The sequence below is a fragment of the Streptomyces sp. Ag109_O5-1 genome (genome assembly GCF_003814875.1).
Lineage (GTDB): Bacteria > Actinomycetota > Actinomycetes > Streptomycetales > Streptomycetaceae > Streptomyces > Streptomyces sasae.
This window is the reverse complement of the sequence record NZ_RKQF01000001.1, coordinates 8,856,041-8,871,054: the sequence shown is the minus strand read 5'-3', so window position 1 is coordinate 8,871,054 and position 15,014 is coordinate 8,856,041. Positions and strand designations below refer to the sequence as shown.

The window sequence follows — 15,014 nt, the reverse complement described above, 5'->3', positions numbered from 1 at the left end:
GTAAAAGAACTGGTGCCGACGGCCCAATGGACCGTCGGCACCGGCGAACTGACGTGCGGTCAGCCCACGAGGTTGTCCGCCAGCTCCTCGGAGAGGTTGGCCTCGGTGCCCGGGATGCCCAGGTCGGAGGCGCGCTTGTCGGCCATCGCGAGAAGGCGGCGGATCCGGCCGGCGACGGCGTCCTTGGTGAGCGGCGGGTCGGCGAGCGCGCCCAGCTCCTCCAGGGAGGCCTGCTTGTGCTCCATCCGCAGCCGGCCGGCCGCGGCAAGGTGCTCGGGCACCTCGTCGCCGAGGATCTCCAGGGCCCGCTGGACCCGGGCACCGGCGGCGACGGCCGCACGGGCGGAGCGGCGCAGGTTGGCGTCGTCGAAGTTGGCGAGGCGGTTCGCGGTGGCACGGACCTCGCGCCGCATCCGGCGCTCCTCCCAGGCCAGCACCGACTCGTGTGCACCGAGGCGGGTCAGCAGGGCGCCGATCGCGTCACCGTCACGGACGACCACCCGGTCCACACCCCGTACCTCACGGGCCTTCGCCGCGATGGACAGCCGGCGGGCGGCGCCGACCAGGGCGAGCGCGGCCTCCGGACCGGGGCAGGTCACCTCCAGGGAGGAGGAACGGCCCGGCTCGGTGAGCGAGCCGTGCGCGAGGAACGCACCGCGCCAGGCCGCTTCCGCGTCACAGGTGGCCCCGGAGACCACCTGCGGGGGCAGGCCCCGGATCGGGCGCCCCCGCCCGTCCACCAGGCCGGTCTGGCGGGCCAGCTGGTCACCGCCCGCGACCACCCGCACGACGTAGCGCGAGCCGCGGCGCAGCCCGCCGGGAGCCATCACGATCAGCTCGGAGCTGTGACCGAAGATCTCCAGGATGTCCCGCTTGAGGCGCCGGGCCGCCATCGCGGTGTCCAGCTCCGCCTCGATCACAATGCGCCCGCTCACCAGGTGGAGGCCGCCCGCGAACCGCAGAATGGCGGAGACCTCCGCCTTCCGGCAGCAGGTCCGGGTGACGGGTAGCCGGGAGATCTCGTCCTTCACCGCTGCCGTCATCGCCATGGGCCGATCCTTCCATGCATCCGAAAAATACGGTCGTACGCGGCGGCCAACAGCTCCGGGTCGTGCCGGGGTGAACCGTCGGTCCGGGCCACGGGGCTCAGCTCGACCGCGGCTCCGAACCGCTTGGCGGCCTCGGTGAGCGAGTCGCGGTCGGGCACGGCGGCCTCGTCGGCCAGCACCACGTCCAGGGCGAGTTTAGGGGCGTGTCGCCCCAAAACCTCCAAATGACGCTGCGGGGAGAAGCCTTCGGTTTCTCCCGGCTGGGGTGCCAGGTTCAGGGACAGGACCTTACGTGCCTTGGTCTCGTTGAGCGCATCGAACAGCTCGGGAACGAGCAGGTGCGGAATCACCGAGGAGAACCAGGACCCCGGGCCGAGTACCACCCAGTCGGCGTCCAGCACGGCCGCGACGGCCTCCGGCACGGCCGGCGGGTCGTGCGGCACCAGATGCACGGACTGGACCTCACCGGGTGTGAGCGCCACGGTGGCCTGCCCCCGGACGATGTCCACCTCGTCCGGCCGCTCCGGGTCGTGCCCCTTGACCAGGGCCTGCAGCTCCAGCGGCACGGCGGACATGGGCAGCACACGCCCGTGCGCACCGAGCAGCCTGCCGACCAGGTCCAGGGCCTGGACATGGTCGCCGAGCTGTTCCCACAGGGCGACGATCAGCAGATTGCCGACCGCGTGGTCGTGCAGGTCGCCCTTGGACTGGAAACGGTGCTGGATGACCCGGGCCCAGGTCTGCCCCCAGTCGTCGTCACCGCACAGCGCGGCCAGCGCCTTGCGCAGGTCGCCGGGCGGCAGCACGCCCAGCTCGTCGCGCAGGCGCCCGCTGGAGCCGCCGTCGTCGGCCACGGTGACGACGGCGGTGAGGTCGCCGGTGATCCGGCGCAGCGCGGCGAGCGAGGCCGACAGGCCCATACCGCCGCCCAGGGCGACCACCTTGGGCTGGGCACCGCGACGGCGCGGCCGCGCGCCGCGGGCCTCGACGGGGCGGCTCGCACGGGTCTCGGGCACCGCCCGGCGCAGCCTGCCCAGCCGTGGAGAACGTCCGGTCACTCGCGCCCCATGTCCCGGTGCACGACTACGGTCTCCACTCCCTCGGCGGCCAGGCGGGCGGCGAGCTTCTCGGACACGGCGACGGAGCGGTGCTTGCCGCCCGTGCAGCCGATGGCGATGGTCACGTACCGCTTGCCCTCGCGCCGGTAACCGGTGGCGATCAGCCGCAGCAGCTCGGCGTACCGGTCGAGGAATTCCTTGGCACCCGGCTGGTTGAAGACATACGCCGACACCTCCTCGTTGAGGCCGGTGTACGGGCGCAGCTCCGGCACCCAGTGCGGGTTGGGCAGGAACCGCATGTCGGCGACCAGGTCGGCGTCGACCGGCAGGCCGTACTTGAACCCGAACGACATCACGGTCGCCCGCAGCTCCGGCTCCTCCTCGCCGGCGAACTGGGCGTCCATCTTCGCGCGCAGCTCGTGCACGTTCAGGCTGGAGGTGTCGATCACCAGGTCGGCGTCGCCTCGCAGCTCGCGCAGCAGCTCACGCTCGGCGGCGATGCCGTCGACGATGCGGCCGTCGCCCTGGAGCGGATGCGGGCGGCGCACCGACTCGAAACGGCGGACCAGGGCGTCGTCGGAGGACTCCAGGAAGACGATCCGGCGGGTGACGCCCCGGCTGTCCAGGTCGGCGAGGGACTCGCGCAGGTTGTCGAAGAAGCGCCGGCCGCGCACGTCGACGACGACCGCGATCCGCGCCACGTTGCCCTGCGAGCGGGCGCCCAGCTCGACCATGGTGGGGATGAGGGCCGGCGGGAGGTTGTCCACCACGAACCAGCCGAGGTCCTCCAGACACTTGGCCGCCGTCGAACGGCCGGCTCCGGACATGCCGGAGATGATCACCAGCTCGGGGATGGCCGCCTCGGGGACCCCGGCCGGAGTGACGTCCGTACTCACTTCTGCTCCGTTTTCCTGGACCGCTTCCGCTTCCTGCGGGTGATCCTGGCGCGCCTCGTTGTGCGTTTCCTTGGCCGCGCCCTGCGTTTCGCTGAACGCCGGATCTCGCTGGTCTGTGTGCTGTGCGTCGTGCTCGGTCATGTCTCCTGCCCCCGTCGATCGTCCGGGGCGCCCGCGGGTACGGGCTCCCCCGAGGCGTCCGCCGTCGTCTCGGGCACCTCGTCTTCCCTGTCATCCATGATCTCTCCGGTTGCCGTGTTCACGGCGGGCGCGGCCGGGGCCGCCTGGGCGAGGGCCGCGGCGATGGTCTCGGCCGTCTTGCGGCCTATCCCGGGCACTTCCTGAATCTGCTCGATTGTGGCGGACCGCAGCTTCTTCACCGAGCCGAAATGCTTGATCAGTGTCTGTCTGCGGGTCTCGCCGAGGCCCGGTACGTCGTCCAGGGGGCCGGAGCGGAAGCGCTTGGCGCGCTTGGTGCGCTGGTAGGAGATGGCGAAGCGGTGCGCTTCGTCGCGGACGCGCTGGAGGAGATACAGCCCCTCGCTGCTACGAGGCAGGACCACGGGGTCGTCGTCCTCGGGCAGCCAGACCTCTTCGAGGCGCTTGGCGAGGCCGCAGACGGCGATGTCGTCGATACCCAGTTCGTCGAGCGCCCGCTTGGCCGCCGCGACCTGCGGCCGGCCGCCGTCGACGACCACGAGCTGAGGCGGGTAGGCGAACTTCCTGGGACGGCCGTCCTCGTTCTTGAAGCCGTCGGTGTCCTTGAGGCCGTCGGAGTCTTTCAGGCCGTCGGCCGGCTCGGTCCCGTCGGCTGCCGGCTCGGTCCCGTCGGCTGTGAGGGTGCCGCCTGTGAGCGGGCCGCCCGTGAGCGTCTCGGCGCCTGTGGGTCCGTTTTCGGTGCCGTCCTCCGCCCACTCCCCGGTCCTCTCCTTCTCGGCGAGGTAGCGGCGGAAGCGGCGGGTGATCACCTCGTGCATGGAGCGCACGTCGTCCTGGCCGGCGAAGCCCTTGATCTGGAAGCGGCGGTACTCGCTCTTGCGCTGCAGCCCGTCCTCGAAGACGACCATGGAGGCCACCACGTCGTCGCCCTGGAGGTGGGAGATGTCGTAGCACTCGATGCGCAGTGGGGCGCTGTCCAGGTCCAGGGCGTCGGCGATCTCCTCCAGCGCGCGTGAGCGGGTGGTGAGATCGGAGGCGCGCTTGGTCTTGTGCAGGGCGAGCGCCTGCTGGGCGTTGCGCTCCACGGTCTCCATCAGGGCCTTCTTGTCGCCGCGCTGCGGGATGCGCAGCGAGACGTTGGAGCCGCGGCGGCCGGTGAGCCACTCCTGGACCGGCTCGACCGGGTCGGGCAGGGCCGGGACCAGCACCTCCTTGGGAACCGCGTCGCCGGTCTCCTCGCCGTAGAGCTGCTGGAGAGCGTGCTCGACGAGGGCAGCGGTGGTGACCTCCTCCACCTTGTCCGTGACCCAGCCACGCTGGCCGCGCACCCTTCCACCGCGCACATGGAAGATCTGGACGGCCGCCTCCAGCTCGTCCTCGGCGACCGCGATGAGGTCGGCGTCGGTCGCATCGGCGAGCACGACCGCGTTCTTCTCCATGGCCTTCTTCAGGGCCTCGATGTCGTCGCGCAGCCGAGCGGCCCGCTCGTACTCCATCTCCTCGGCGGCCTCCATCATCTGCTTCTCCAGACGGCGGAGGTAGGTGCCGGTGCGGCCCGCCATGAAGTCGCAGAACTCCTCGGCCAGTTCGCGATGGTCCTCCGGGGAGATCCGGTCGACGCAGGGGGCCGAGCACTTGCCGATGTAGCCGAGCAGACAGGGACGGCCGGTACGGGTGGCGTTCTTGAACACCCCGGCGGAGCAGGTGCGCACCGGGAACACCCGCAGCAGCAGGTCGACGGTGTCCCGGATCGCCCACGCGTGACCGTACGGCCCGAAGTAGCGGACGCCCTTCTTCTTGTGACCCCGCATCACCTGGACACGCGGGAATTCCTCGTTCATCGTCACCGCGAGGTACGGGTAGCTCTTGTCGTCGCGGTACTTGACGTTGAACCGGGGGTCGTACTCCTTGATCCAGGAGTACTCCAGCTGGAGCGCCTCGACCTCCGTGGACACCACGGTCCACTCCACGGACGCGGCGGTGGTGACCATCGTCCTGGTGCGGGGGTGCAGGTTCACCAGGTCCTGGAAGTAGTTCGCCAGGCGCTGGCGCAGGCTCTTCGCCTTTCCGACGTAGATCACCCGGCGGTGCTCGTCACGGAACCTGTACACCCCGGGAGAGTCCGGGATCTGTCCCGGCTTGGGGCGGTAGCTGGAGGGGTCGGCCATGTCTCACACCCTACTGGCGAGCACCGACACCACGACGAGCCTGTGGACAACCCTCGGCGGAGCCGACGGGGTCGGCGAGTGGCCGGGAACCGCGGGCTGGCAGGGGCGTGGCGCGTGGCGGGGCTCCGGAGCGTGGCGGGGGTTCCGGGGTGTGTGGGCCTGCAGGTGGACCGGGCTGCGGAACCTCCCGCTTCCGGGCGTGATCAGGCCCGCGGCCCGGCAGGGCGCGCGCATCTCGAAATCGGCCACCTCGGCAACATCACGAACCGTTCCGGCACGCCACACTTACGCGCCTGGCCGGCAGGCCTTGCAGCGCCACCGGGCCGATGACCGAGGACCTTGCCCGGCTCGCTCCCCGAACCGGCGCCTTCCGAGCGAACGGTCCCCGGTCCCCCGGGCCCGCCAGAGCACCGCCCCGCACGCCCGATCCCGCCGTCCACGACGTCATGCCTCGGCCAGGTCGGCACCCTCGGCCGGACCAAGGTGTTGTCGGGGATTGGTCAACACGCTTCAATGCGGGGGAGCTCGGGGCCGTGAGCGACGGCCTGCGGACGCGGCGCACCCAGGTGCGGCCGCCCCGGCACCGACGGGGTGGCCCCGAACCCGCGCCAACGGCCTGACCAGCCGTTGTGAACCCCCCAAGAGAAAGGCCCCCTGCATGCGGCACGGCATACAGCACGCGGACGTCGCCACCGCGGAACTGGACTCGGCCCTGCGCGGCGGCCCCTTCCACGTGGCACTGCGCGCCGCGATCGCCGCCCGTGGGCTGCCGCTCCAGCGCGTCCAGCACCATCTGTCGCGCTACGGGGTCAAGGTGGGCGTCACCAGCCTGAGCTACTGGCAGCAGGGCGCCCGCCGCCCCCAGCGCCCGGAGTCGCTGCGGGCCGTCCGCGCACTGGAGGAGATCCTCCAGCTCCCGGACGAGTCCCTGATCCGGCTGCTCGCCGACGCCGACCAGGGCCCTGCCGTACGCGGTCCCGCGGCCCGCTCCTACCGCTCGCGGATCGAGGCCTCCGACGTCCTGGACCGGCTGCAGACCGAGCTCGGCTGGTCTCTTGACGGCGGCCTGCACACCCTGGGACACCATGAGCGGGTGCGGATCGGCACCCGCCGCGAGCTCTGCGCCCGCGAGTCGCAGCACATCGTGCGCGCCCACCGGGACGGTATCGACCGCTTCGTGGCCGTCCACCACGGCGACCCCGGCTGCGCCCCGGAGCACATGACCGTGCGCGCCTTGGAGAACTGCCGCACGGGACGCGTCCGTGCGGACCCGGAGACCGGCCTCCTCGTCGCCGAACTCCTCTTCGGCACCCGTCTGCGCTCCGGCGACACCTTCCTCTTCCGCTATGCCGTCGAGGACGGCACGGCCGGTGTCTCACGCGAGTACGTCCGCGATTTCGGCTTTCCCGGCGGCCAGTACACCCTCCAGGTGCATTTCGCCGCCGAGGCACTGCCGACGCGCTGCCACCGGTTCGCCCAGCACTCTGCGGCGGCCCCGCGCAGCGGTCGGCAGGCCCTGCCGCTGAGCGGGCTGCACCGCTCCGTCCATCTGGTCGAGCCCCGGGTGCGGCCGGGCCTCCTGGGGATCGGCTGGGACTGGGATTGAACCGGCGCTGAACCGGCCCTTCGGATCAGGCGCCCGGTCCCGCGACGATCCGGCCGTTCGCGGCCTTGACCGGCAGTTCGTGCAACGGCTCGGTGGCAGGCGACCGCACCACCTTGCCGGTCAAGGCGTCGAACTCGCTGCCGTGGCAGGGGCAGACCAGCGTCGTGCCCTGGAGCTTGTTGATCGGGCACCCCGCGTGCGTGCAGATCGTGCTGTATGCCTTCAGGTCCCCGTCGGCGGACCGGCTGACGACGACGTTGTGCTCTCGGTAGAGCTTGGCGCCGCCCTTGGCGAGCTCGCTCTCGGCCCCGAGATCGACGGGCGCGGTCGGCGTCGCGTCCGCCGAGGCTCCGCCGCCGGGTGCCGAACAGGCGGCCAGTCCCAGCCCGGCGACCGGTGCGGCCGCCGCTCCGAGCAGGAGGGTGCGGCGGCCGGCGGAGGGACGGGCGGGCATGGGGGCTCCAGGTGGGTCGGAGTGCTGGGGACGGTGGTCCGAGAGGTTCGCGGGACCGTCGCCGCGGGCGGTGCGGACCATGGCGGCACGGAGCAGCGGTACGGGACGGTCGTCCTGGATCGTGCAGGGCGACGATACCTGGGCGGGTCTGTCCCGCTTCGGAGTGGGTGGTGACGTGGGTGAGGTCTCGCCCGGCAAGGACGTAAACGCTTGCGTAAGCGTTTACGCGGCCGTGTCGGATGAGGTAACTTCCCGGCCGAAGGCCCACGGCGACCCCGGCGTGGGAACCAAGGAGCCTTGCCCCAGGCGGAAAGCGGAGAAGGGGAGCCCATGCCCACCATGGCCGACGTGGCCCGGAGCGCCGGTGTCTCCGTGGCGACCGTCTCCCATGTGCTCAACGAGACGCGTCCGGTGTTGCCCCACACCCGGCAGGCCGTCCTCGACGCCATCGAGGAACTGGGCTATACGCCCAACACTCTCGCCCGCTCCCTGGTGACCTCCCGCACCCGCTCCATCGGGCTCGCGGTGTCGGCCATCAGCAATCCCTATTTCACGGAGATCCTCCAGGGAGTCGAGGCCGCCGCCCTGGAGCGCGGCTACAGCCTGCTCATCGCCGACCCGCACGACGACCCCGAGCACGAGCGCAAGGTGGTCCAACTCCTCCACGAACGCCGCGTCGACGGCATGATCGTCGCTCCCTCCGCCGACCCTCGCGGACTCCTCGCCTACCTCGGCCGCCATGCCGTGCCGGCCGTTCTCCTCGACCGGGTGATCGACGGCCGAGCGGACATCGCCCCGCTCTTCGACCAGGTCTGCGCCGAGAACACGGAGCCGACGGCCCGGCTCGTCACCCACCTCGCCGCTCTCGGGCACCGCCGGATCGGGCTGGTCGCGGGGTTGCCCGGGCTCAGCACCACCGCCGAACGGGTCACCGGCTACCGGCAGGGGCTTGCCACCGCCGGGCTGCCCCTCGACGAGAGTCTGGTGGTCCCCGGCAACTCCGAGTCCGCCGGAGCCGAGCGGGCCACCACCGCCCTGATGTCGCTCGCCGCACCTCCCACGGCACTCGTCACCGCCAACAACGCGATGACCATCGGCGCCCTGCGCGCCCTGCGCGCGCGGGGTCTCGCCGTGCCGGACGACATCGCCCTGTGCTGCTTCGACGACTTCGCCTGGGCCGACCTGTTCTCGCCCCGGCTCACGGCCGTGGCCCAGCCCAGCAAGGAGATCGGCGCCGAGGCGGTCCGGGTGCTCCTCGAACGGCTGGCCTCGCCCGACCGGCCCGTCCGGACCGTACGGCTTCCCTGCACCTTCGTGCACCGGACGTCGTGCGGATGCCGGGAGACGGACGGCGAGGACGGTGCGGCCGGGCAGGACCGGTCGGCCCCGTCCCGCCTTCGGTCCGCAGAGGTCCGGCCGGCTCGGTCCCGTCAGCAGTCCGCACGCTCCCAACGGGTCCCGCAGTCCAAGCGGTCCGGGCATCCCGAACATCCCGAGCGCCCCGAGAAAGGAACCCTCTAGTGATCGTCGTCGCCGGTGAGGCACTGATCGACCTGGTACCGCAGGGCACGGGCGCCCTCGCGGCCCTGCAGCCGGCGCTCGGCGGCGGCCCGTACAACACGGCCGTGGCCCTCGGCCGCCTCGGCTCCCCCACCACGTTCTGTTCTCGCACCTCCGGGGACGCCTTCGGCGAGGCTCTGCTGGACGGACTGCGACGGGCGGATGTGGACGTGTCCCTCGTGGAGCGGGGTGCGGAACCGACCACCCTCGCGGTCGCCACGATCGACGCGCAGGGCTCCGCCTCCTACTCCTTCTACGTCGACGGCACCGCCGACCGGTTGTTCGCCGCCCCCGCCGCCCTCCCCGCCACGACCCGTGCCGTCTCCTTCGGCACGCTCTCGCTCGCCCTGGAGCCCGGGGCGAGCGCCTACGAGGAGCTGATGCGCAGCGCGGCCGGGCAGGGCCTGTTCACCGCCCTCGACCCGAACATCCGGGCAGGCCTGATCCCGGACCCGGACGCCTACCGGGCACGTTTCAGGAGCTGGCTGCCCTCGGTGACTCTCCTCAAGCTCTCCGAGGAGGACGCGCTGTGGCTGGGCGGCACCCCGCACGACTGGCTGGCGGCGGGTCCGTCGGCCGTCGTGATCACCCATGGCGGCGACGGTCTCAGCGCCTTCACGCCCGACGGCAGCGTGTACGCCGTCCCCGGTGAGGAGGTCGACGTCGTGGACACGATCGGCGCCGGTGACACCGTGAACGCGGCTCTGCTGCACGGCCTCGCCGCCCAGGACGCCCTGTCCGCCGAGGCGCTCCTGGGACTGGGCGCCGACGGTTGGACGAGGCTGCTGCGATTCGCGGCGCGGGCAGCCGCGATCACCTGTTCCCGGGCGGGTGCGGAGCCGCCGTACGCCTTTGAACTGGGCGATCTGTAAGGGGCGTTCGGCTCGCCGTCTTCGGATTCGCCGCTTCTCTGATTCCGCTGGTTCCACTGTTGAGGAGTCAAGGTTCGTCGTGGCCGCAGAGATCGGGCGGCTGATCGTGCAACGTGCGGCGCCCCGCGGGAAGTTCCCGCGGGGCGCCATACTTTTCTGGATTTGTCCGAACTAGTTGCCCGGTTGCCCGGTGTCCTCAGGCCTTGCGGGCCCGCGTCGTCTTCTTCGCGGGCGTGGTCTTCTTCGTGACCTCGGCCGCCTTCTTCACAGCCGCGTTGTCGGCGGTGGTGGCGGTCGCCGTCTTCCTCGCCGTCGACTTGGCCGCCACCGTCTTCTTGGCCGTCGTCCTGGCCGCTGTCTTGCGCGGAGCCTTCACCGAGCTGGCGTCGCTGACGCGGTCGGCGCCGAGGATCTCGCGCAGGAACTTGCCGGTGTGACTGGCCGGGACCGCGGCGACCTCCTCCGGGGTGCCCTCCGCCACGACGAGTCCGCCGCCCGCGCCGCCTTCCGGGCCCATGTCGACGACCCAGTCCGCGGTCTTGATCACGTCGAGGTTGTGCTCGATGACGATGACCGTGTTGCCCTTGTCGACGAGGCCGCCGAGGACCTTCAGCAGCTTGCTGATGTCCTCGAAGTGCAGACCGGTGGTCGGTTCGTCGAGGACGTAGACCGTCCGCCCGGTGGAGCGCTTCTGCAGCTCGCTGGCGAGCTTCACGCGCTGGGCCTCGCCGCCGGACAGAGTGGTCGCGGACTGGCCGAGGCGGACGTAACCGAGGCCGACGTCCTTCAGCGTGTTCAGGTGGCGGGCGATCGACGGGACGGCCTCGAAGAATCCCGTGGCCTCCTCGATCGGCATGTTCAGGACCTCGGAGATGGACTTGCCCTTGTAGTGGACCTCCAGCGTCTCCCGGTTGTACCGGGCGCCGTGGCAGACCTCGCACGGGACGTAGACGTCCGGGAGGAAATTCATCTCGATCTTGATGGTGCCGTCGCCCGCGCAGTTCTCGCAGCGGCCGCCCTTGACGTTGAAGGAGAAACGGCCCGGCAGGTAGCCGCGGACCTTCGCCTCGGTGGTCTCGGCGAACAGCTTGCGGATGTGGTCGAAGACGCCGGTGTACGTCGCCGGGTTGGACCGCGGGGTGCGGCCGATGGGCGACTGGTCGACGTGCACGACCTTGTCGACGAGGTCGTCGCCGTCCACGCGCGTGTGCCGGCCGGGGACGTTGCGCGCACCGTTCAGCTCGCGGGCCAGGTGTGTGTAGAGGATGTCGTTGACCAGCGTCGACTTGCCGGAGCCGGACACGCCCGTGACGGCCGTGAACACGCCCAGCGGGAAGGACACGTCGATGTCCTGGAGGTTGTTCTCGCGGGCGCCGTGCACGGTGAGCCGGCGGGACGGGTCCTGCGGGCGGCGGATATCGGGCAGCGGGATCGACTTCCTGCCGGACAGGTACTGGCCGGTCTGCGACTCCTCGTTGACGAGTAGTTCCTTGAGAGAGCCGCTGTGCACGACCTTGCCGCCGTGCTCGCCCGCGCCGGGGCCGATGTCGACGACCCAGTCGGCGACCTTGATGGTGTCCTCGTCGTGCTCGACGACGATGAGCGTGTTGCCCATGTCGCGCAGCCGGACCAGGGTCTCGATCAGCCGGTGGTTGTCGCGCTGGTGCAGGCCGATCGACGGCTCGTCGAGGACGTACAGGACGCCGACGAGGCCGGAGCCGATCTGGGTGGCCAGGCGGATGCGCTGGGCCTCGCCGCCGGAGAGCGTGCCGGCCGCGCGGTTCAGGGAGAGGTAGTCCAGGCCGACGTCGACCAGGAACCGCAGCCGCTCGTTGACCTCCTTCAGCACGCGCTCGGCGATCTTCTTGTCGCGCGCGTTGAGCTTGAGCTCGCCCAGGAAGTCCGCGCAGTCACTGATGGACATCGCCGAGACCTCGGCGATGGACTTGTCCATGATCGTGACCGCGAGGACGATCGGCTTCAGGCGCGTGCCCTGACAGGTCGGACAGGGCACCTCGCGCATGTAGCCCTCGAAGCGCTCACGGCTGGCATCGCTCTCGGCCTCGCTGTGCCGGCGCTTGACGAACGGCACCGCACCCTCGAAGGGCGTGGTGTACACGCGCTCCCGCCCGTACCGGTTGCGGTAGCGGACCTCGATCTGCGTCTTGTGGCCGTAGAGCAGGGCCTTCCTGGCGCGCTGCGGCAGGCCCGCAAAGGGGATGTCGGTCCGGAAGCCCAGGGCGTCCGCGAGGGCGCCGATCAGACGGCCGAAGTAGTCCTTGGTGTGACCGTGCGACCAGGGGTGGATGGCGCCCTCGTCGAGGGACTTGTCCTCGTCCGGGACGATCAGCTCCGGGTCGACCTCCATACGCGTGCCGATGCCGGTGCACTCGGGGCAGGCGCCGAAGGGCGAGTTGAAGGAGAAGGAGCGGGGCTCGAGCTCCTCGAAGGACAGGTCGTCGTACGGGCAGTACAGGTGCTCCGAGTACATGCGCTCGCGCTCGGGGTCGTCCTCGGGGAGGTCGACGAAGTCGAGTACGACCATGCCGCCGGAGAGGCCGAGCGCGGTCTCCACGGAGTCGGTGAGGCGGCGCTTGGCGGTGTCCTTCACCGTGAGACGGTCCACGACCACCTCGATGGTGTGCTTCTCCTGCTTCTTCAGGATCGGCGGCTCGGACAGCTGGACGGTCTCGCCGTCCACACGCGCGCGGCTGTAGCCCTTGGTCTGGAGGTCGGTGAAGAGGTCGACGAACTCTCCCTTGCGCTCGCGCACCAGCGGCGACAGCACCTGGAAGCGGCTGCCCTCGGGCAGCTCCAGCACCTTGTCGACGATGGCCTGCGGCGACTGGCGCGAGATCGGGCGGCCGCACTCGGGACAGTGCGGCTTGCCGATGCGCGCGAAGAGCAGCCGTAGGTAGTCGTAGACCTCGGTGATGGTGCCGACCGTCGAGCGCGGGTTGCGCGAGGTGGACTTCTGGTCGATGGACACCGCCGGGGACAGGCCCTCGATGAAGTCCACGTCCGGTTTGTCCATCTGCCCGAGGAACTGGCGGGCGTACGAGGAGAGGGACTCCACGTAGCGACGCTGGCCCTCGGCGAAGATCGTGTCGAAGGCCAGGGAGGACTTGCCCGACCCGGACAGGCCCGTGAAGACGATGAGCGAGTCGCGAGGCAGGTCGAGCGAGACATTCTTCAGGTTGTGCTCGCGCGCGCCACGGACGATGAGACGGTCGGCCACAGCCGGTCCGCACCTTTCTTGAGAGAAGTGACAGGGGCAGGGCCCCGTGCTTCTTCAGACTAGGGGGAGCCACTGACAACGCCGGTCGGATTCCTGGATGCGTAAACAATCCCGGACCATCCAGCATGCCCGACGCCGACTCCGACGATATAGCACGCGCATTCGATTTACGGAGCTCACGCGAAACCTTCACCCGAAGGTGTGGCCGGGGCTACCGTCAGCCCCATGACTGATCACGCTCATGACCTGGCGTCTGTACAAGAAGCGACGGAACGACTCCTCAGCGCGGTCGCCGAACTGGACAACGCGTCCGTGGCGAGACCGTCACGGCTGCCGGGCTGGACCGTCGGCCATGTCCTGGCCCACCTCGCCCGCAACGCGGACGCGCTCACGAACGTCCTCGACGGTCGTCCCATGTACGTCTCCGCCGAGGCGCGGGACGCCGACATCGAGCGTGACGCGCCGCGCCCGCTCGACGTCCAGACCGCCGACCTGCGCGCATGCGACGCCCGCTTCCGGGCACTGGGCGCCGAGCCCGCGGACTGGACGCGCACGGTGGAGCTGCGCAACGGGGTCACCGACTCGGCGTCCCAGGTGCCGTTCCGGCGCTGGGCCGAGGTCGAGCTGCACCATGTCGATCTCGGCATCGGGTACGAGCTGGAGGACCTTCCGCAGGAGTTCACGGAGCGCGAGATCGACTTTCTCGCGGATCGCTTCCTCGCGCACCCCGACGTCCCGGCGACGCGGATCACGGACGGCACGCGCGCGTGGCACACCGGGCGGGAGGCGGCCGAGGCGGAGGTGACCGTCACCGGGCAGCCGGCCGACCTGCTCGGCTGGCTCGCCGGCCGCCGCGACGGTTCCGCCCTGACGGTGAAGGACGGCTCACTGCCCGCGCTTCCTCCGCTGTAGCGCACGGCACCCCGTCGGCCACTCCCCGCTATAAGGTGACCGCCATGACGTACAGCGGAGAGGTCACGGTCGGCGGGCCGGCAGACGTGCACGAGCTCAAGGACCTGATGATCACCAAGATCGCGGTCGGGCCGATGGACAACAACGCCTATCTCCTGCGCTGCCGCGCCACGGACGAGCAGTTGCTGATCGACGCGGCCAACGACGCGGAGACGCTCCTCGGCATGATCGGTGACGACGGCATCGCCTCCGTCGTCACCACGCACCGGCACGGCGACCACTGGCAGGCGCTGGCCGAGGTCGTCGCCACCACCGGCGCGCGGACGTACGCGGGCCGCGAGGACGCCCCCGGCATCCCGGTCACCACCGATGTCCCCGTCGACGACGGCGACGTCATCCGGGTCGGCCGCGTGGAACTGACCGCCCGCCATCTCGTCGGCCACACCCCCGGCTCCATCGCCCTGGTCTACGACGACCCGCACGGCCACCCGCACGTCTTCACCGGGGACTGCCTCTTCCCCGGCGGTGTCGGCAACACGCACAAGGATCCGGCGGCCTTCGCCAGCCTGATCCACGACGTCGAGACGAAGATCTTCGGCGCCCTGCCCGACGAGACCTGGGTGTACCCGGGACACGGCAACGACACCACGCTGGGCACCGAGCGCCCGCACCTGCCGGAGTGGCACGCGCGCGGGTGGTGAGCGCGGGGGCACGGTTCCCCGATCGCGAGGGCGGGGCGCGCGGATCGTACGGTGGGCGTGAGCGCGCCCGCACGCCATGCGCCTCGCACACGCACCCCGCGCACAGGCCAAAACACACGCCCGGCGCACTTCTCTTGACTCGCGCCCCGCGCGCGGGCCTTGTACGCCCCGCGTAGTCCCATCGCGCGCCCCGTGTGAACAGTTCGCACACGCCGGAGCCCAGCGCACGCTCCCCGCGCGCATCGCTGCGCGGTCAACTGGGAGCAGCCCCGCTCAGGATGACGGCTCCTGCGCGGTACGGGCCGCCGGTCATCAATCCCCGCCCTCGGCCGGCGGCCTTG

At 70.9% G+C, this 15,014-nt stretch carries 11 protein-coding genes; 5 read left to right on the top strand and 6 right to left on the bottom strand.

All coding sequences use genetic code 11. The annotated features are described in order from the left end of the window. Positions 1 to 59: 59 nt before the first annotated feature. The 4 genes from whiA to uvrC are packed head-to-tail and all read right to left on the bottom strand — an operon-like array spanning position 60 to position 5,330. Positions 60 to 1,049: a DNA-binding protein WhiA gene (gene whiA, locus EDD90_RS40340; RefSeq protein ID WP_030347991.1), complete on the bottom strand. Its 990-nt coding sequence runs from the start codon at positions 1,047 to 1,049 to the stop codon at positions 60 to 62. Continuing rightward, a complete protein-coding gene (gene yvcK, locus EDD90_RS40335) occupies positions 1,040 to 2,107 on the bottom strand; it encodes a uridine diphosphate-N-acetylglucosamine-binding protein YvcK (protein WP_123978035.1) in 1,068 nt (355 codons plus the stop codon). Before yvcK ends, whiA begins: the two co-directional genes overlap by 10 nt. Next, positions 2,104 to 3,144 carry an RNase adapter RapZ gene (gene rapZ, locus EDD90_RS40330; protein WP_123978034.1) on the bottom strand — a complete coding sequence of 347 codons (1,041 nt, stop codon included), beginning with the start codon at positions 3,142 to 3,144 and terminating at the stop codon, positions 2,104 to 2,106. Before rapZ ends, yvcK begins: the two co-directional genes overlap by 4 nt. Beyond that, complete coding sequence (gene uvrC / locus EDD90_RS40325; RefSeq protein WP_123978033.1) at positions 3,141 to 5,330, bottom strand: excinuclease ABC subunit UvrC; 2,190 nt, start codon at positions 5,328 to 5,330, stop codon at positions 3,141 to 3,143. Before uvrC ends, rapZ begins: the two co-directional genes overlap by 4 nt. Before the next feature lie 658 nt (positions 5,331 to 5,988). Between uvrC and EDD90_RS40320 the strand changes: the two genes are divergently transcribed. Further along, positions 5,989 to 6,936 (top strand): hypothetical protein, encoded by a 948-nt coding sequence (locus tag EDD90_RS40320; protein ID WP_123978032.1) that lies wholly within the window; start codon positions 5,989 to 5,991, stop codon positions 6,934 to 6,936. A 25-nt stretch (positions 6,937 to 6,961) separates the two neighbouring features. Here EDD90_RS40320 and EDD90_RS40315 read toward each other — a convergent pair whose 3' ends face one another. After that, complete coding sequence (locus tag EDD90_RS40315) at positions 6,962 to 7,390, bottom strand: Rieske (2Fe-2S) protein (protein ID WP_123978031.1); 429 nt, start codon at positions 7,388 to 7,390, stop codon at positions 6,962 to 6,964. 330 nt (positions 7,391 to 7,720) lie between these two features. Between EDD90_RS40315 and EDD90_RS40310 the strand changes: the two genes are divergently transcribed. Further along, positions 7,721 to 8,911 (top strand): LacI family DNA-binding transcriptional regulator, encoded by a 1,191-nt coding sequence (locus EDD90_RS40310; protein WP_123978030.1) that lies wholly within the window; start codon positions 7,721 to 7,723, stop codon positions 8,909 to 8,911. Further along, positions 8,911 to 9,822: a carbohydrate kinase gene (locus EDD90_RS40305; RefSeq protein WP_123978029.1), complete on the top strand. Its 912-nt coding sequence runs from the start codon at positions 8,911 to 8,913 to the stop codon at positions 9,820 to 9,822. The genes EDD90_RS40310 and EDD90_RS40305 overlap by 1 nt, the downstream gene beginning before the upstream one ends. 196 nt (positions 9,823 to 10,018) lie before the next feature. Here EDD90_RS40305 and uvrA read toward each other — a convergent pair whose 3' ends face one another. After that, entirely contained in the window at positions 10,019 to 13,060 is a 3,042-nt protein-coding gene (uvrA, locus tag EDD90_RS40300; protein ID WP_123978028.1) for an excinuclease ABC subunit UvrA, read from the bottom strand. 225 nt (positions 13,061 to 13,285) lie between these two features. Here uvrA and EDD90_RS40295 point away from each other — a divergent pair, with 225 nt between their 5' ends. Both EDD90_RS40295 and EDD90_RS40290 read left to right on the top strand, forming a co-directional pair. Further along, entirely contained in the window at positions 13,286 to 13,972 is a 687-nt protein-coding gene (locus EDD90_RS40295) for a maleylpyruvate isomerase family mycothiol-dependent enzyme (protein WP_123978027.1), read from the top strand. Positions 13,973 to 14,016: 44 nt separating this feature from the next. Beyond that, positions 14,017 to 14,673, top strand: coding sequence for an MBL fold metallo-hydrolase (locus tag EDD90_RS40290; RefSeq protein WP_123978026.1), 657 nt, complete (start codon positions 14,017 to 14,019; stop codon positions 14,671 to 14,673). The last annotated feature ends 341 nt before the right edge of the window (positions 14,674 to 15,014 follow it).

Excerpts from the sequence above, each read along its gene's own strand:
- whiA (WP_030347991.1), bottom strand. The coding sequence starts at position 1,049 with ATGGCGATGACGGCAGCGGTGAAGGACGAGATCTCCCGGCTACCCGTC.
- rapZ (WP_123978034.1), bottom strand. The coding sequence starts at position 3,144 with ATGACCGAGCACGACGCACAGCACACAGACCAGCGAGATCCGGCGTTC.
- uvrC (WP_123978033.1), bottom strand. The coding sequence starts at position 5,330 with ATGGCCGACCCCTCCAGCTACCGCCCCAAGCCGGGACAGATCCCGGAC.
- EDD90_RS40320 (WP_123978032.1), top strand. The coding sequence starts at position 5,989 with ATGCGGCACGGCATACAGCACGCGGACGTCGCCACCGCGGAACTGGAC.
- EDD90_RS40315 (WP_123978031.1), bottom strand. The coding sequence starts at position 7,390 with ATGCCCGCCCGTCCCTCCGCCGGCCGCCGCACCCTCCTGCTCGGAGCG.
- EDD90_RS40310 (WP_123978030.1), top strand. The coding sequence starts at position 7,721 with ATGCCCACCATGGCCGACGTGGCCCGGAGCGCCGGTGTCTCCGTGGCG.
- EDD90_RS40295 (WP_123978027.1), top strand. The coding sequence starts at position 13,286 with ATGACTGATCACGCTCATGACCTGGCGTCTGTACAAGAAGCGACGGAA.
- EDD90_RS40290 (WP_123978026.1), top strand. The coding sequence starts at position 14,017 with ATGACGTACAGCGGAGAGGTCACGGTCGGCGGGCCGGCAGACGTGCAC.